Below are 18,390 nucleotides of genomic sequence, written 5' to 3'. Positions count from 1 at the left end.
AATTTCACCACTTGTACTCGCATGGTCAATTGCAGCAATACTTAGAATAGCATTAGGATCTGCAACAGTAGCAGGCCTTACAGCGGCAGGTATTGTAGGACCATTAGTTGTAGCAACAGGAGCTAGTCCAGAACTAATGGTATTAGCTACAGGTGCAGGAAGTTTAATATTCTCACATGTTAATGATCCTGGATTTTGGATGTTTAAAGAATATTTCAATCTATCAATACCAGAAACTTTAAAATCATGGTCAGTATTAGAAACTATAATTTCTGTTGTTGGTTTAATTATGGTTCTATTATTAAGTACAGTTATACATTAAAGTTTAATACAGGAGAAGCTATGCTTCTCCTGTATTAGTTTGTTAATAAGGAGTAAAACCTGTTGATGAAGCTATAGAAACTTTAATACCATATATTTCAAAGGGTGATATCATAATAGATGGTGGTAATTCATTTTTTATGGATACAATACGTAGAAGCAAAGAACTTGAAGATTTGGGCTTTAAATTCATATGCACAGGGATTTGCACTTATGAAAGCTGCATCAATGGAGTATAATTGGGACCTTGAATATGGGAAAATTGCCTAAATATTCAGAGGTGGGTGTATTATAAGAGCTCAATTTCTTAACAAGATAAACGAAGCTTATGAAAATGATGCTAATCTTAAAAACCTAATGTTAGATTCGTAATTACAAAGATAAAGTTACCCCCCAAAAGACTGATTTATTTGATATTGTAAGTTTAATAAAGATAAAAGATTTTTTGTTTTTATAGTTTCTATCTATTTCGCAAATATTGCAATGGGAAGTAATAATAGTTATATTTCATTGCTTATTCAAAAGACAGGTGGAGATGTCTCACAGCTTGGATTATTATGGTTTATTCTTGCTATAAGTGAATTACCCATATTCTTTTTTGGAACAAAGCTTTTAAAATAACATGGAGAACTTAATTTATTTATCTTTGGAATGGCACTCTATATAAAACATAGGATGTCTAATTTTGCGCCCGAAATGGGCGAACAAGCTATATGCTTTACGTACGATTCGAAAAGTGTTCCATGATCTTTGCCCAAATACGTTGCGTTTCAAGGAATTCGTCATAATGGTTTTTCACATTTTTATGGTACTTTTCGAGTTCAGATAAGACATTAATAAATTGAGGCTTTCCAAAATAAGCACAAATTTTAGGCAATGTAACAGTCAGCCTATCCCTCATTTCTTTAATCTTTTTATCATAACAATCTGGCTGCGTTATATAGAGTAGTAATGGCTTATAACGAATCCAACCTATACATGCATTGTAAAAGCGAGTGATAATTTTATCAGTATCAGCTTTAATGAATTTCAATCGAATTGGTAGAACACCTTCTAAAAGGTGATTGTATGTTGAGAATCCATCATGGAATGTGTAACATGGAACACGCATGACCTTTCTATCGCTTAGACACGTAGCTAAAAAAGTATCCTCTCCTCTAGCTCCTGGTGGATTGTAAAAAGGAAAAATACGTTTAGGATCCGTAAGGTTAATACATAGATTTGCTCCAGATATAAACTTTGAATGGTTTATTTCCTCAACCTCTACAGCATCCTGACTAGTTAATATCTTTGTGTCAGCATATGTGATTCCACCATTTTTCATAACAGATTTTAATTTGTCCCATTTGATTATATCGTTGCTTATGGCCTCAATAAATGATCGAAAATCTCCTTCACTCATAGTGTCGTTAAATTCCATATACGGGATGGGAGATATATATCCACAGTGATGCCCATGAGTTATGTCTGCATTAGTTATATTTTTAAGATGTTCTGACAAAACAAACTGCCCGCCCCAAATTGCAGAATTAAGTGTATTAGTCACTGCCATAGGGTACTCGTCGTCATCTAGAAAAACCAAATAATCCATATTGCACTTTATAGCATTATATAACACAGCATTACGCTTGGCTGCGTATCCTTTGCCAAAAATCAAGTTACATTCATCAATAGTGATTACATTTTCCCGAGTTAAATAATCAATTTCTTCTTTTATAGAGACGCTTCCAATAAAAACTTTACTATCTATCTGCTTAACTAAATCTGGGTGTACATTAGTGTAATCCGTTATTTGGGTTTTATTATAATGAAGATCATATGCAACAAAAAGATTTAAACTGATTTTTTTATTTTCAACCAAACCAGATTCCTTCCAGTTGTTTATATTGGTTCTTAGCACCTTTTGAAAACTCTTTCTTCCAGTAGCAAAACCTATCCCTACTTTGATATCTTTTACCTCCTGCATTTAATCACACCTCCTTTTATAAAATAAATGTCAAATCAGATCTGTAACGTAATTATACCATAACCATCAAAAAAATTATTAATATAATGGTTTGTATGTTATAATGAAACATATTAGATTGTTAATTTAATATTAGAACAAAACTTAAATGATGCTTAATATAATAAAAAAGAATATTAACGCCTAGGCCATTGTGTAACTTAGCTATTGAATGAAATTTAGTATAATGATAAAGAATATATATCAAAATTAAGAATGCAAGATAGGTTTTATCCTATAAAATACAATAAAAAGTTAGTAAAGACACTATCAGCAGTTTGAAGCTGATAGTGTCTTTACTATTATAATACATCTAATTAAAATATTATGTTGTAAATGGAAAAAGTAAAGGAGGAACAAGTATGTATTTAATCCCATTGCCACGGAAGATAACAAAGCAGGATGGGTTGTTTTTGATAGGACACAATACTTCTATTGTGTTAGAGGCGGAGCAAAATGACAATGATTTGGAAACAGCAAAGTTATTACAACTGGAAATTAAAAAAGTCATCGCAATTACGTTACCAATTAAAAAAGTGTTACAAGGTTCAGAAAATATTGTAAAGAATAGTATTCACTTTGAATGTAAAAATAAAGATATAAATGAGGAAGCTTACAAGCTAATTGTAACAAGTAATAAAATTACCATTGTAGCTTGTTCTAGTCGCGGTTTTTTATATGGGACAGCAACACTAATACAGTTATGTAAGATATCACGTGCAGAAATTGAATGCACAGAAATTGAGGATGAACCATCCTATTCAAACAGAGGATATATGCTCGACGTTAGTCGCGGAAGAGTACCTACTATGGACAGTCTAAAATCTATGGTTGATAGATTATCTCTTTATAAAATCAATCAACTTCAGTTATATATGGAGAACTGCCTGCGTTTAGATGGTTTTGAAGAAATTTGGTCTCAAACTGATCCTTTTACCCCAGAAGAAATTTTGGAGCTAGATCATTACTGCTATATAAGAGGCATTGAGTTAGTCCCATGCATTGCATCCTTTGGACATTTGTATGATTTACTCCGCTCAGAGAGCTTTGGTAAATACAGAGAAATGGACACAAGTATGGGAGAGGCATTTACTTGGTATAACCGAATGAGATACCACATCATTAATGTTTCTGACCCAGAAAGTTTTACCCTTATAACTAGTATGCTCGATCAATACATTCCTTTGTTCCGTAGCGATAAAATAAACATTTGTTGCGATGAAACATTTGATTTGGGGAAGGGTAAAAGTGCTTCCATGGCTAAACAAATGGTTTATGGAGAGTTGTATCTTTCTTATGTCAACAAGTTAGTAGAATATCTTGAAGTTAAGGGAAAAAAGGTAATGATTTGGGGGGATATTGTGCAGAACCATCACGAACAGATGGGTAAGCTGAATTCACAGGTTACCTGCCTCAACTGGTATTACAATTATGGAGCTAAGGAGGAAATTGTTAAAATATTTTCTGATAAAGGTTTAAAACAATATGTATGTCCTAGCGTATCTGGTTACAGCCGATTAGTTAATGAATATGACATGAGCTTTACTAATATCAGGGAGATGGCGATGCTCGGAAATCAGTATCATGCGGTGGGATTTTTAAATACCGACTGGGGAGATTGTGGACATATTAATATGCCTGCGCTTGCTATTCCATGCATGATTTACGGTGCAGCACAAGGCTGGAACATTGAAGATGACAGGAATTTCAGTACAATAGACCAGGCTGTTTCATTGGTTGAATATGGAGACCGTGAAAAAAATTTAATGGGATTACTGCGGGAACTCTCTCACCAAGATATAATCACTTTTAATGATTTGGCATTTTTCAGAGATTATAAAGTATACAATCAGACTTATAATGAGTGTGGAGTTTCTATGTATGAAAAAGCTAAAGTTGAAATGATGTTGGTTTCTGAGGATCAACTTAAAACAGCAGTTTTTAGATGCACAGAAATTAGTAATTGCCTTAAACAGAATGCTACTGGTTCCTATGTAGACCACCAAGAGGAAATGTTAGAGTATTATCTTGCTGCGCGCGGTGTAGCACTGATGCAGAAATTGACTTTAGTCATTAAAAAATATGAATATGGTCAGGATGTGCATCCTTTAGATACAAACTATGAACTGGCTAGTAAGCTGGAATACTGGCTAATGGATTACTGCATAGAGTGGAGAACGGTCAGTCGAGAGAGTGAACTGTATCGAATAAAAGAATTTATTTGGCAAATATGTACCATCCTCAGAAAATATGATGCAAAATTTGAAAATTGATCCTAACTGCGAATAGAGTATCAAAATAATTAATTATAGAAGCTGTGGACATTAGTTCACAGCTTTCAAAATTAAAACGATAGCAATATTCTATTTATAAAAACTGCTTTCGACTATTATATAAAGATTTATAACCCAAGTTTAGAGATAAGAAAATTGTTGTACAAACTGAGCAGCAAATGGCAATCATAATAGCTATTTGGTACATAATGGCTGTGGTAGGTAATGTACCTGATAACATTTGTCCTGTCATCATTCCAGGTAAAAAAATTATTCCCATCCCTAGCATGGAATTCATGGTAGGAATTAAGGCAGTTTCTAAAGCATTATTAGCAAAGGGTTTTAGAATATCTTTAGGTTCCACTCCTAAGTTAAGTAAAGTATTAATTTTATTTTTTTCTTTGCTTATATCATCCATAAAAGTCTTTATTGCAATGTTTACTCCAGTCATTGCATTACCAATAATCATCCCAGCGAGTGGAATAGTGTATTGAGGGTTAAATATAGATTTTCCAACAACTACGGATACAAAAAATATTAAAACAAAAAGTCCACAAAACGTTAAAGAACATGCTATTGCAATCTTAAAATTGTTGTTTAAATCTTTTCTACCTCCGATTACTCTATGAATAGAAAATGATATCATAAGTATTAAGAAAATTATAGTAAATAGTGGATTTGGATTTTTAAAAACATATTGAAGTATGTAACCCACAAGGACAAGCTGAAGAGTCATCCTTAAACTTGCAACTAAAAGAAGCTTCGATTGATTAACCTTAGATTTTTTCATGATTATGAGAACTACAATAAGAAGTAAATAAATAAGTGAAAACTTGAAAATACTTAGCTGAACAACGCCTGCCATATCTAAGCCCCCTTAACTATTTCAATTTTATTTTCACTAAATTCATCAACAATAGTTTTATTATGGCTTACAATTACAAGCTCAATGTTTTTAGTTTTGCAGAAATTCGTTATATTTATCATCATTTCATGACTATTTTTTTCATCTAATGCAGAAGTTGGCTCGTCAAGTAATATAACACTTGGGTTTAATGATAAAAAAATTGATATGTAAACCCTTTGGCGTTCTCCACCAGACAAAGTAGAGGCATTTTGGTCAAGTGGAACATTTACGCAGCAAAGATTTGTGATGTATTCGATATATTCTTTATCAGGCATAGGTTTTTTTCTAAGTGCGTAAAAAGTTTTAAAATTATCGGTTATATTCTCATCAAAGAGAAATACCTCCTGAGAAACTAGACTTACTTCACGTCTTAGCACTATAGGGTCATATGAACTTACTGGTTTATTTTTATATAATAATTCCCCAGACCTTGCATTTATAGACTGGTTCAATAGCTTTAAAAAAGTGCTTTTTCCACATCCACTTTCACCTACTATAAAATTAATTTTTCCTTGCTCAATTTTTACGTTTTTATAAATTAAATTGTCCTTGTAAATAAGATTACTCGCTTTAAATAAAAATTCCTTCATTTTAATTCCTTTCAAATCTATATTTTATATATGATTATTCAGTATTAACTTTTAATATTTATTTTCAATAGATTTATTATATCATTGTATACGATAAAAGGAGACGATTTAATATCATCTCCCAAATGTATTCTACCATTGCGCCGGTTTACAAATTATTTCTTTTATTTTAGTTTGAAGTATATCTGAGCTATGAGCTGGCCTAAGTATTATAGCACTATCAGCGCCACGTCCAGTGCCACCTATTGATATAATATCCTCGTCATATGGTATCATTCCACCATCTAATGCCATTGTAGATATTTCTACGCAAACTTTAATTCCTTGACCAAACATTCTTAAGGAATAAGCCATAACCTCAATTGGAGATATTCCTCCAAACTTTTTAGAAAGGCTTCTCTCTGCTCCTGAAAGGGCATGAGATGAAGTATAAACCTTAAAGCCATAGCTTTCTAATTCTGTTCTTGTTTTATAGGACATTTCCTGAGTACCTGCCTCTTTATAGCCGTTTGCATGAGTAACTACAACTATATTTATCCCACAATCTTTAAGCACTTTTGCAGTTTCACCTTCATTAGAGGCTACCACAATATAATTAATTCCTCTATCTTTTGCAGTTTTAACAGCAAGTTTTACTGCCTCTTTTGTATTAACATTTCCACATTTCTCAAAATACATTATGTCACTCCTCTATATTTGTCTTCCATTCCATGTTTTTAAAACTTCTTTTATCGTTTCATCTATTATTTATATTTACCTCGATAGAGTTTTGTCATAAGTCCAGCAATCACATTGTCTTTTTTTAGTTCAACAGCTTTATATCTGCATAACTCGTGGCAACACATACATTCAATACATTTAGAGTAGTCAATTTTCTTAGTTTCCTTGTCTATTGCTTGAACAGGGCAACTCTCTACGCACATATTACAACTTTTACATATTGAGAGATTAATCGTTGGTCGTGTTTTTAGAAAATTAATAACCTTTATAAGTGCCTTATAGTTTTGTTTCTTTTTACTAGTGAATTTTTTAGGTAATTTAAATCCTTTAAGTTCTGGAGGAGAATTATAGTCCCCACAAACATGAATGTTCTCTAATTTCCACTCTCCTATGTTTCTCTCTCTAGCTGCATTTAGTATGGGAAGATCAATTATATCTAGTCCTATCATTTTTGTTGCAACAGTATCAAGAGCTAGAGGATCTGTACTTATAAGTATTTTATGTGCATTGTAAACATCACCTGCGGTAGGTCCTTCACCCTGCATTGCAGTAATTCCATCCATAATGTGTAGTGCTATTTTAGAATTTTCATGTATATCTGCCAGCATGCTTCCAAAATTCTTTGGATCTGGTAGTAGCTTATGATATTCTGCTTTTCTAAGCCCAGGTATAAAACCAAATACATTTTTAACTGCCCCTGTGTATATAGCTGCTGTATGGGTCTTGAATTTTGGAAGGCTAATAACTAAATCTGCATCAAATATAGGTTTTGCTAAATACATCTTAGTAGCGTAATCAGATTTTATCAAACATTCTTTAACACCTTCTCTGTCAAAATTCTTAATTTCTGCTCCAGTCTCTAAGGCTACTTTATTTAAACCGGATACTTCAAAGCTTTGCTTTGTAGGTGCTATTCCAGCTATTGCACCACCTGAACTGTCTCCAATCCAAACTGTACAGTCCATTTTTTTTAGAATAATAGCTATGGCTCGTACAAATTCCGAGTGAGTAACAGCAGCAGTTTCTGAAGATTTTGGACCAATTAAATTCACTTTTAGTAGTACTTTCATACCAGGCTTTACAAAGGAACCCCATCCACCTATAAAATCCATGCCAGTGGTTAGCTTTTCTATAACAGCATCTATATTATAGCTTTCGCACTCCTTAATTATTACTTTGCTCATATTTACACCCCTTTAAACATGATATTTTAATATGTCTTAATTTAATAATAGTATACCATTTCATGGTATATATTAACATGGTATACTAGTAACAATAATTAATGTTCATCAGATAGTAATATTAATATGTTACTATCTGATAATATTAATAAAAATCTATTAAAGGAGATTAAGTATGAAACTAAAATCTTGTTCAGATATTACATATCCAATGCTTCAAATTGATTTAAAGAAGGTATATGAAAATGTAAAATTCATGGTAGATTTGTGTAATTCTCAGGGGATAAGCATTACAGGGGTAGTTAAGGGGTTTAATGCGATACCAGAAGTTTCAGAGCAGTTTGCAAATGCTGGGTGCACATATATAGCAAGCTCAAGAATGGATCAAATAATTAAACTAAATGAATATGGCTTAGGTAAACCTTTTATGATGCTTAGAATTCCAATGTTTAGTGAAATAAAAGAATTGGTTAAGTTTGCTGATGTTAGTCTAAATTCTGAAATAGAAACATTAAATTTAATCCAAAAGGAATGTGAATTACAAGGCAAAACACATAAGGTAATTCTAATGTTTGACCTTGGGGATTTAAGAGAAGGTGTTTTTGACGAGGAAGAATTTATTAGCTTAGCAGAATATGTAGAAAATCACCTTGGAAATGTTGAGTTATATGGAGTAGGAACGAATTTAGGTTGTTATGGAGCGATAATTCCGACGGTAGAGAATTTGGGGAGATTATGCACCATTGCTGAAGTAATAGAAAGTAGAATAAATAGAAGATTAGAAATGATTTCCGGGGGAGCTACAAGTTCACTGCCTTTAGTAATAGATGAGAAGATGCCTAAAAGAGTAAATAACTTAAGGATAGGCGAGGGAATATTATTAGCAGAAGACTTAGAGAAGTTCTGGGGATATGATATGAAACATATGCATAAGGATACTTTTGTCCTAAAAGCTCAGGTAGTTGAAATAAAATATAAACCCACATATCCTATTGGGGAAGTATTTATAGATGCTTTTGGATATAAAGCAACTTATGAGGATAAGGGAATAAGAAAAAGGGCGCTACTAGCAGTGGGAAAACAGGATTTTGGGACACACGATAAGCTAATTCCACAAAGGCAAGGTGTCAAAATTGTAGGAAGTAGTTCGGATCATTTAATTATAGATATTGAAGATTGTGATATTGAAATAAAATTAGGAGAAATACTCCAGTTTTCAATGTATTATCCACCACTTATGTATTTGAGTGGAAATCCAAGCATACCAAAAATTTTTATATAATTTTGAAAAAATTGACATATAAAAATATATATGATAGGATTAGGGTGATCTCTTTGCACTGCATACAAATCTACAGTACAAACTGAGCAGGCGATGAACTCCAAAAGAGTTCGTGGGGCTGGGCCTAAATGGCAACAGGATGAATTATACACCTGTGGGACAGTTTATTGTTCTACGGGTTTTTTATACCCATTTTTAGAACAAGTGTGAAGATTGCAAGTTCTGATATTGGAGAAAAGGTTGTTATAAAGAAATTTAAACCGAGCATTTTCAAAAAGAATTCAGAAAAGAACGTATATGAAGCCGTTATATTGTCAAAACTTGTAGATAAAAGAATCCCAGAGTTTTTAGGTGTAATAAATCAAAACAATTATTTCTAAAAAAGTTGTTAGGGCTTGAACTAACATACGAAAATATTGATGATATAGAAACGGATTTTATAAAGGTATTTAGGGGAGCAACTCCAAAGGTGTAATATAGTAAAAGATGTCCATGTTCCCCTAAAATGCTTTAATATTAAGGATGTGTAATTATGCAAACCAGATTTGATAGAAAGTATCTTAAAAAAATATTATATGTTGTCCTCACAGCTACACTTATTTTTATAAGTTATAATGTAGTCTTTAATTTCAGAGAAATTTTTAATAATACTATTAATACAGTAAAATCTATATTTTCAATAATTTCTCCACTTATTATTGGTTGTATAATTGCTTATCTATTATATCCATTATCAAAAATCATAGATTTGTTTCTTATTAAACGTCTAAAACTAAAATATAAAACCCATTTAATTAGTATTGTTTTAACATATTTAGTAGTAATTTTATTATTTATTATACTTATTTATAGCATTTATGCAATGATTGGTGGACAAATTAGTAGTAATGAAACGTTATCAGTTATGTTTGCAACTATTGGTGATTATATAAAACGATATAATGAACTTTTTGATTTTATTAATAAAAAAATTACTGAGAGTGGTCTTTCAATTGATATAAAGAGCTATTTATCGCAAGCTATAAAGCAAGTATACTCCTATTTATCATTTTCTATAAATAGTATCATTGGCATATTTGCAGGTATAGGCAACATCCTTGTAAATAGTTTTATTGGATTGTTTATTTCTTTCTATTTATTAAAGGACTATGAGTTTTTCAGAAAACTCTATTTGAATTCAGTGAGTCTTATAATGAAGGAAAGTAAATTTAAGAGCCTTAATAAAACTATATTTGAAATTAATTATATTATATCTAGGTTTATAAGAGGGCAATTGCTTGATGGTTTAATAGTTGGATTAATTAGCAGTATTGGATTGTCTATTATAGGTCTCGATTTTGCTATTCTTATCGGATTTACTGCAGGTATTGCTAATATTATACCCTATGTTGGTCCATTAATTGGAGGTATTCCAGCAATAATTATTGGTCTTCTTAGCCCGAATCCAATCATAGCTTTGTGGGCAGTGATTGTACTACTTGCTGTGCAACAACTTGATGGTGCGGTTATATCGCCGAAAGTGGTAGGAGATAGCATGGGACTTCATCCAATATTTATAATCATGGCAATAACAATAGGTGGTTCAATAGCTGGCATTATTGGGATGCTTTTATCGGTACCTATTGCTGGTATAATAAAATTATTCTTAATAAAGATTGTAACAAAACGTACAAATGACCTGAGCTCTTAAGATACATTATAAACAAAGAAGGGATTTTTTAAATTTTGTAGAATGTTATACTATAGTATTTTATTTTCAGGAATTAATTAACAAAATTAGTTTAAATAGATTAAAGCGCAAAGGAGAAAAAAATGGAAAAAGATATGAAAATTGCAGTCTTGATTGATGCTGACAATGTATCTGATAAGTATATAAGATATATAATTGATGAAATTTCAAATCATGGAACACCTACATATAAAAGAATTTATGGGGATTGGACCAAACCTCAACTAGCTTCATGGAAAAATGTACTGCTTAATTATTCTATTAGTCCGATACAACAATATAATTATACAACAGGTAAAAATTCAACGGATGCAGCACTTATAATAGATGCTATGGATATACTTTATTCAAAAAATGTTGATGGATTTTGTATTGTATCTAGTGATAGTGATTTTACTAAACTAGCAGCCAGGCTAAGAGAAGCTGGTATGTATGTTATTGGTATGGGAGAAAAGAAAACTCCTACACCTTTCATTTCAGCTTGTGAAAAATTTAAATATCTTGAAGTATTAGCTTCAATGGCACCAAAACAGATTGAGCCTACTAGTAATAAAGGGGCACAAATACAAGAAGAATCAAAAGGCGGTATGATAAGTCCCGATAAATTGGTAGAGGCTATTAAAACTATTATAACTGAAATTTCAGATGAAGACGGCTGGGCATTTTTAGGCGAATTAGGTAGCACTCTTAATAAGAGATATCCAGATTTTGATACCAGAAACTATGGTTATACAAAACTTACACCTTTTGTTGCCTCTTTAAAACATTTTGAGATTAGATCAACAAAAACTAGTAATCCAAGTATAAGTCTTAAATATATTAGAAATAAAGTATAAACAAAAATAAAAAGTCGATGAGATAAAATATCTCATCGACTTTTTACCGTAAGGAATAAGTAAGAAGTATTTAATTAAAAGAATAAAATTTAAGATAGTTAGGAAGTGATAAAAAGATGAAATCTGTTAAACTTACAAATAAGCAAGCTCGCCAATTCATTTTATTAAAACAAGGTTTAATGGGAAAGTATAAGTTTTCAAAAGAAAAAGGTGTTTGTGATTATATAAAGCAAGCAGGGTGTATTCAGTTTGATCCCATTGATATCTGTGGCAAAAATGCTGAATTGGTATTGCAATCAAGGGTAGAAGGCTTTTCTAAAGAGATGCTGGATAAGCTTTTGTATAAAGAAAGAAAGCTTATAGATTATTTCGATAAGAATATGTCTATATTCAGTGTTGATGATTGGAAATACTTTGCGAGAATACGTACTTATTACTATAATAATGGCAGAAGTATGGATAAAGTAAATGAGGCAGCTGTAAAGATAAAGTCAATTTTAAAAGATAGGGGATATGCAGCTTCAAAGGATATAGATTTAAATGAAAAAGTTGACTGGTCTTGGAATCCTACTAGATTATCTCGAGCGACACTTGAAACTATGTATTTTCGAGGAGAGCTAATTATTCATCATAAAAAAGGATCAATTAAGCATTATGCTCTTTCTAGTGAACATATATCTAAAGAGTTATTAAATGCCTTAGAACCAAATTTAACTGAGGAAGAACACATGTCGTGGAGGGTTCTAAGACGTATTGGAGCAGTGGGGATGCTTTGGAATAAACCATCAGATGTTTTGCTTGGAATTGATGGTTTAAAATCTGCTAAACGAAATCTTATATTCCAGCAATTATTAAAGGATGAAAAGATTATAGAAATTCAAATTGAAGATATAACAGATTCTTTTTACTGCTTGTCTGCTGATAGATATTTAATTGATATGGTATTATGTAATAAAGAGTATGAAGGCAGAACGGAGTTTATTGCTGCTCTTGATAATATGATTTGGGATAGAAAACTTATAAAAAAAATTTTTAACTTTGACTATAAATGGGAGATATATACTCCTATTGCAAAACGAAAATATAGTTATTACGTTTTGCCAGTTTTATCTGGAGATAGATTTATTGGTAGAATAGAAATAGTAAATGATAGAAAACTAAAACAACTTATAGTAAGAAACTTATGGTTTGAAGATGATATTGATAACCCAGATAGATTTGAAAAAGAAATTAATGATTGTCTTAAGAGATTTTGTATATTTAATAAATGTGAAAGTATTAAAATAGAGTATAATGGTTTATAATAGGATATTAGTAAAAATAGGGGGGTAATTAATAATGTATAAAAAGATGCCAGTATTATTTGTTGGACACGGAAGTCCTATGAATGCAATTCTCGATAATTCATATACAGAAGCTATTCGTAAATCTACTGAAAATATACCAAAACCAGAAGCAATTTTAGTGATTTCTGCTCACTGGGAAACCGATGGAACATTTATTACGGCTTCAGATTCACCCAATCAAATCTATGATTTTTATGGTTTTCCGCAGGAACTTTATGATATCAAATATAATCCAACAGGTGCTAAAAAGTATGCGGAAATGGTTGAAGAGGAGCTAAAGGATTCGGATGTTAAACTCACTGATACATGGGGGCTAGACCATGGTGCTTGGTCAGTGCTTTCTCATATGTATCCGAAAGCTGATATTCCAGTATTTCAAATGAGTTTAAATAGGTTAGGCGATGAACAGTATCATTATAACCTTGGAAAAAAATTATCAAAACTTCGAGATAAAGGGATCTTAATAATAGGAAGTGGAGATATAGTGCATAACTTAGGAAGAATGGATTATGATATGAATGCGACTCCATTTGATTATGCCACTGAATTCGATAATTATATTTGCGAAGCTATAGTTAATAGAAAACACGATAATATTATATCCTATCAAAGAATAGGGAAAAGTGCTTTATTATCTGTACCTACAAAAGAGCATTATTTACCACTACTTTATATAGCTGGTTTGCAGGAAGAAACAGATAAAGTTAAATTTATATATAAGGGTATACAGCATGGTTCCATGTCTATGACCAGTATACAAATAGGTTAAAACTAAAAATAGTTATAAATAATTTATTTGGTAACCATCCTATTAAATAGGATGGCTACTTTATTATGTAATTTAAGAGAATGTTTTGAAAATAGATGAATTTATGATATAATGTAGGTTGTCTTGCTTTTACAGTAGTTATAGCTTAAAGATTTTTAAACTATAAGAAAATGCTTTAGCGGACATAAACAATTTAATATTTAAATAAATTGTTCTATAAATTTAGGAGTGGGAGAGAATGGAAAAGAAATACAATGATCTAAAGATTGCAGAACGAGGTGCACGCACAAGTATTATTGCTTATATAGTGCTCGCTGCATTAAAGCTGGGAATTGGGCATTTATCTGGCTCAAAAGCTCTAACAGCAGATGGACTTAATAATACAACAGATATAGTTGCCTCGATAGCTGTTCTAATTGGATTAAAAATATCAAGAAAACCAGCCGATGATGATCATCTTTATGGTCATTTTAGAGCTGAGACTATAGCATCGCTTATTGCTTCTTTGATTATGATAGGTGTAGGGATTGATGTTTTATATAATGCAGCTCACTCTATTATTTTCTTTAAAGCGGAGGTTCCGGACGTAACTGCAGCTATAGTTGGTATAATTTGTGCTATAGCGATATATCTTGTTTACCGTTATAATAAAAAAATTGCTATTCAAATAAATAGTTCTGGACTTATGGCTGCAGCTAAAGATAATCTTTCAGATGCTTGGGTTAGTATAGGTACATCTGTGGGCATTGTTGCGTCGCAATTTGGTTTGCCTTGGATAGATCCATTGGCAGCAGTTTTGGTGGGCATATTAATTGTAAAGACTGGTTGGGATATTTTTAGTGAAGCAACACATAACCTTACAGATGGTTTTGATGTTGAGCAACTAGTTAATATAACTCAATGCATAAAAAAGGTTGCAGGAGTTAAAAGTATTAAGGATATTCGCGCTCGCGTAAATGGAAATAATGTTCTTCTGGATGTAATAGTAAGAGTTAGTGCTGATTTAACAGTAGTTGAAGGGCACAATATCACGGAAGAAATTGAAAAAAAATTGAGAAGTGAGCTTGATATTACAGAAGCAGTAGTTCATGTAGAACCTGAAATGTAAATAACTTAAATATGAAATTTATAACTTTATAAATGCAATTTAATAAATTAAAAGCTGTGAAGAATTCTTCACAGCTTTTATTATTAAAGTAAGGGGGGGGCCCTTTGCTTTAATTAATTAACTATATTTAAATGATAACATAAAATTGTAAAGAGATAATGAAGGGAAGGTTACATGTTTGTTAATTATTATTACAAAAATGCCTTATATTAAGCAGTTTTAATAAGGTAAAAACAAAAAAAATGGTAGCTTTAGTAAAATACATGAAATATTGAGTGACATTATGGAAAAAACGAGTATAATATACCCAACACTAATTTACGATAAGTAATAAGATTATGTGTATGGATAGCTGTTATTTTTTATGAAGAGGTGTAGCTCTAAATATACATACTAATCTTATAAGAGAAGCAAATGCAGAGCCTGGGGAAATGGCAAAAGGTAATATGTAGGAGGGAAAAATTTAGGGGGAAAAATTATGAAAGTTAAAGTTACAAAATTTGGTGGGAGTTCATTATGTGATAGCATCCAATTTAAAAAAGTAAAAGATATTGTTTTATCGGATGCAAGTAGGCGTTATGTTGTACCATCAGCTCCAGGTAAAAGAAACAAAGGTGATTATAAAATTACAGATCTTTTATATTTATGTCATGAACATGTTAAAAAATCACTACCATTTGATGAATTATTTAAATTAATTGAAGATAGATATACTCTTTTATGTAGTGAATTGGAGCTTTCTATTGATATGTCAAAATATTTAAGTGAGGTTAAGAAAAAAGTAATCAATGGGGCTTCAAAAGACTATGTAGCAAGTAGAGGTGAATATTTAAATGGTTTAATATTAGCTGAATACTTAGGGTATGAATTTATTGATGCCGCGGAGATTATTATTTTTAAGAAAAGTGGCCGTTTGGATGAGATTGAAACCTACAAGGCTATAAAAAGTAGATTATCAAAGGTAGAAAAAGCAGTAATACCAGGATTTTATGGCGCAACCAAAGATGGTGTTATAAGGACATTTTCTAGAGGTGGCTCAGACATTACCGGGGCAATAATTGCTAAAGGCACAGGGGCAAAGGTTTATGAGAACTGGACAGATGTGTCAGGATTCTTAATGGCAGATCCAAACATCGTTGCCAATCCAAAACCTATTAAAGAGGTAACATATAAGGAACTTAGGGAACTTGCATATATGGGGGCAAATGTTTTTCATGAAGAGGCTATTTTTCCTGTTAAAAATGATGGAATACCAATAAATATAAAAAATACAAATGATCCACTAGGTGAGGGTACATTTATTTTAAATGTTAAATCAAAGGTTGCCACTGGAAATATTACAGGAATAGCAGGTAAAAAAGATTTTACAGTAATAGCAATTGAAAAGACACTTATGAATAGGGATGTTGGATATTGTCGCAGAATTCTTTCAGTTCTTGAAAGCAATGATGTAGCCTTCGAGCACATTCCATCGGGCATAGATTCTATTTCACTAGTAATTGATGACTTAGAACTTGATAATAAAATTGATAAAATATTAGAAGAAATTGAAAATTCCTGTAATCCAGACTCAATAATAACTCATCCTAATATGGCGCTCATAGCAGTTGTTGGAGAAGGTATGATAAAAACTAAGGGAATATCTGCTAAAGTGTTTGGCGCATTATCAAAATGTGATATAAATATCAGAATGATAAATCAAGGGTCAAGTGAATTAAGCATAATTGTTGGCGTAGAAAATGATGATTTTGAAAATGCTATTAGGGCAGTGTATAAAGCATTTGAAAATTAATTATTATAATCAAAGATGTTCATCAAACGCGGTAATGTTATAATAAATGTAGGTTAAGAGGGGGAGAAATTAATATGGAAAAAGTTAAAATAGCAATTTTAGGTTTTGGTAATATTGGTACCGGTGTGTGGAGAATATTACAAGAAAATAAAAAAGAGATAATGAAACGCTCAAATTATGAAATAGAGGTATCTAAAATATTAGTAAATGACATAAATAAAAAAAGAGATATAGTGCTTCCTGCGGGAATATTAACAGATAATATAAATGATATTATAAATGATGATAGCATAAAGATAGTGGTTGAACTTGTTGGGGGACGGGAAGAGGCTAAGCAGTATATGATAAGAGCAATGAGAGCTAAAAAACATATTGTAACTGCTAATAAATTGGTTATTGCAAATTGGGGCGAGGAATTATTTAAAATAGCTGAAGAGGAAAACGTATTATTTTATTATGAAGCAAGTGTAGCAGGTGGAATTCCAATAATACGTGAAATTAATGAGAGTCTTACAGCAAATAGAATTGAGCAGATAATTGGAATTATAAATGGAACAACTAATTATATATTGAGTAAAATGACCAATGATGGAATTAGCTTTGATGAGGCATTAAAAGAAGCTCAAGCAAAGGGTTATGCAGAGGCTGATCCAACTTCTGATGTTGATGGTTTTGATGCTGTTTATAAGCTTGCTATAATGGCTTCACTATCTTTTGGAACTAAGGTTAATCATGATTGTATTTATAGGGAAGGAATAAGAAAAATTAGTGCTGTTGATATAGAATATGCTAGAAAATTTGGTTACACAATAAAACTTTTAGCAATAGCAAAGCGTGATAATAATAAGTTAGAGCTAAGAGTACATCCAACACTAATACCTTCAAGTCATCCAATGGCAAATGTAAATGATGCTTTTAATGCAATTTTAATAAAAGGAAATGCAGTTGGAGAACTAATGTTATATGGAAAAGGAGCAGGAGATCTGCCAACTGGGAGTGCAGTTGTAGGAGATATAATTTCTATATTAAGAAATAATGTAAGACCTTCTGACCTTTTGATACTAAATGAGGACTCTGATTTTAAAGAAGTGAAAAAATCAGAAGAAAATGAATCGGAATTTTATATAAGGCTTAATGTTAAAGATAAAGCAGGAGTTTTAGGAGATACAGCAAAAATATTTGGAAGCAACAACGTTAGCATTACATCAATAACTCAAGATGTAGTGGATAAAGAGTATGTGTTACTTGCATTTATTACACATAAAAGTGAGGAAAAGAATATAAGAAATTCACTTGAGAAAATAAAACAATTGGAAAATGTTAACGAGATAGAAAGCATAATTAGAATAGAATCCTTTAATTAAAAGCAAATTTGATATTTAGGTCAAGAATGTCACTAATTTTAAATATATAATTTAATAAATCCTCTTAAATCTGATATTTTTGTATTTTACATTATATTATTTTTAAGAGGATTTTTATGGTTAATTTTGATGGGGTAAATTGAAAGCTTTTCAAGCAATTTTTT

Annotated in this window: 17 protein-coding genes, 2 pseudogenes and 1 riboswitch; of the genes and pseudogenes, 14 read left to right on the top strand and 5 right to left on the bottom strand. The window is 31.4% G+C overall.

Features of this window, described 5'->3' with window-relative positions; translation table 11 throughout:
• The 4 genes and pseudogenes from VIM70_RS05905 to VIM70_RS23400 all read left to right on the top strand — a co-directional run.
• Positions 1 to 322: pseudogene (locus VIM70_RS05905) on the top strand (gluconate transporter); the annotation flags it as partial.
• A gap of 73 nt (positions 323 to 395) precedes the next feature.
• Positions 396 to 560: an NAD(P)-binding domain-containing protein gene (locus VIM70_RS05900; protein ID WP_414648670.1), complete on the top strand. Its 165-nt coding sequence runs from the start codon at positions 396 to 398 to the stop codon at positions 558 to 560.
• A gap of 31 nt (positions 561 to 591) precedes the next feature.
• On the top strand, positions 592 to 693 hold the full coding sequence (locus VIM70_RS23405) for a hypothetical protein (protein WP_331944812.1): 102 nt from the start codon (positions 592 to 594) through the stop codon (positions 691 to 693).
• 69 nt (positions 694 to 762) lie between these two features.
• Positions 763 to 942 (top strand): annotated as a pseudogene (locus tag VIM70_RS23400) (hypothetical protein); the annotation flags it as partial.
• 97 nt (positions 943 to 1,039) lie between these two features.
• On the opposite strand, the gene VIM70_RS05890 reads toward VIM70_RS23400, so the two are convergent.
• A complete protein-coding gene (locus tag VIM70_RS05890; protein WP_331944807.1) occupies positions 1,040 to 2,287 on the bottom strand; it encodes a hypothetical protein in 1,248 nt (415 codons plus the stop codon).
• A 401-nt stretch (positions 2,288 to 2,688) separates the two neighbouring features.
• Here VIM70_RS05890 and VIM70_RS05885 point away from each other — a divergent pair, with 401 nt between their 5' ends.
• Positions 2,689 to 4,599 (top strand): glycoside hydrolase family 20 zincin-like fold domain-containing protein, encoded by a 1,911-nt coding sequence (locus tag VIM70_RS05885; RefSeq protein ID WP_331944806.1) that lies wholly within the window; start codon positions 2,689 to 2,691, stop codon positions 4,597 to 4,599.
• A gap of 94 nt (positions 4,600 to 4,693) precedes the next feature.
• Here the strand turns inward: VIM70_RS05885 and VIM70_RS05880 are convergent, their stop codons facing one another.
• The 4 genes from VIM70_RS05880 to VIM70_RS05865 all read right to left on the bottom strand — a co-directional run bounded on the left by VIM70_RS05880 (position 4,694) and on the right by VIM70_RS05865 (position 8,000).
• Positions 4,694 to 5,464 carry an ABC transporter permease gene (locus tag VIM70_RS05880; RefSeq protein ID WP_331944805.1) on the bottom strand — a complete coding sequence of 257 codons (771 nt, stop codon included), beginning with the start codon at positions 5,462 to 5,464 and terminating at the stop codon, positions 4,694 to 4,696.
• Between the two features lie 2 nt (positions 5,465 to 5,466).
• Complete coding sequence (locus tag VIM70_RS05875) at positions 5,467 to 6,096, bottom strand: ABC transporter ATP-binding protein (RefSeq protein ID WP_331944804.1); 630 nt, start codon at positions 6,094 to 6,096, stop codon at positions 5,467 to 5,469.
• Positions 6,097 to 6,228: 132 nt separating this feature from the next.
• The gene (locus VIM70_RS05870; RefSeq protein ID WP_331944803.1) at positions 6,229 to 6,774 is read right to left on the bottom strand and encodes a pyruvate kinase alpha/beta domain-containing protein; all 546 of its coding nucleotides are present in this window, start codon (positions 6,772 to 6,774) and stop codon (positions 6,229 to 6,231) included.
• 65 nt (positions 6,775 to 6,839) lie between these two features.
• Positions 6,840 to 8,000, bottom strand: coding sequence for a DUF362 domain-containing protein (locus VIM70_RS05865; RefSeq protein ID WP_331944802.1), 1,161 nt, complete (start codon positions 7,998 to 8,000; stop codon positions 6,840 to 6,842).
• 175 nt (positions 8,001 to 8,175) lie between these two features.
• Between VIM70_RS05865 and VIM70_RS05860 the strand changes: the two genes are divergently transcribed.
• From VIM70_RS05860 to VIM70_RS05820, 9 genes are all read left to right on the top strand, one after another.
• Positions 8,176 to 9,282, top strand: a complete 1,107-nt coding sequence (locus tag VIM70_RS05860) for an alanine/ornithine racemase family PLP-dependent enzyme (RefSeq protein ID WP_331944801.1) — start codon at positions 8,176 to 8,178, stop codon at positions 9,280 to 9,282.
• Positions 9,283 to 9,354: 72 nt separating this feature from the next.
• A riboswitch (NiCo riboswitch) is annotated at positions 9,355 to 9,447 on the top strand.
• Between the two features lie 2 nt (positions 9,448 to 9,449).
• The gene (locus VIM70_RS05855; protein WP_331944800.1) at positions 9,450 to 9,662 is read left to right on the top strand and encodes a hypothetical protein; all 213 of its coding nucleotides are present in this window, start codon (positions 9,450 to 9,452) and stop codon (positions 9,660 to 9,662) included.
• Between the two features lie 152 nt (positions 9,663 to 9,814).
• Complete coding sequence (locus VIM70_RS05850; RefSeq protein ID WP_331944799.1) at positions 9,815 to 10,972, top strand: AI-2E family transporter; 1,158 nt, start codon at positions 9,815 to 9,817, stop codon at positions 10,970 to 10,972.
• 122 nt (positions 10,973 to 11,094) lie between these two features.
• Complete coding sequence (locus VIM70_RS05845; protein ID WP_331944798.1) at positions 11,095 to 11,847, top strand: NYN domain-containing protein; 753 nt, start codon at positions 11,095 to 11,097, stop codon at positions 11,845 to 11,847.
• 116 nt (positions 11,848 to 11,963) lie between these two features.
• Complete coding sequence (locus tag VIM70_RS05840) at positions 11,964 to 13,151, top strand: winged helix-turn-helix domain-containing protein (protein WP_331944797.1); 1,188 nt, start codon at positions 11,964 to 11,966, stop codon at positions 13,149 to 13,151.
• A 34-nt stretch (positions 13,152 to 13,185) separates the two neighbouring features.
• Positions 13,186 to 13,962, top strand: coding sequence for a 4,5-DOPA dioxygenase extradiol (gene ygiD / locus VIM70_RS05835; RefSeq protein ID WP_331944796.1), 777 nt, complete (start codon positions 13,186 to 13,188; stop codon positions 13,960 to 13,962).
• Positions 13,963 to 14,200: 238 nt separating this feature from the next.
• Positions 14,201 to 15,070, top strand: a complete 870-nt coding sequence (locus tag VIM70_RS05830; protein WP_331944795.1) for a cation diffusion facilitator family transporter — start codon at positions 14,201 to 14,203, stop codon at positions 15,068 to 15,070.
• Positions 15,071 to 15,548: 478 nt separating this feature from the next.
• Entirely contained in the window at positions 15,549 to 16,862 is a 1,314-nt protein-coding gene (locus VIM70_RS05825) for an aspartate kinase (protein WP_414648668.1), read from the top strand.
• Between the two features lie 74 nt (positions 16,863 to 16,936).
• A complete protein-coding gene (locus VIM70_RS05820) occupies positions 16,937 to 18,226 on the top strand; it encodes a homoserine dehydrogenase (RefSeq protein WP_331944794.1) in 1,290 nt (429 codons plus the stop codon).
• Positions 18,227 to 18,390: the final 164 nt, after the last annotated feature.

Origin of the sequence: Clostridium sp. (assembly GCF_036569345.1) — a bacterium.
GTDB lineage: Bacteria > Bacillota > Clostridia > Clostridiales > Clostridiaceae > Clostridium_AD.
This window is presented reverse-complemented; position numbering and strand designations above follow the sequence as displayed.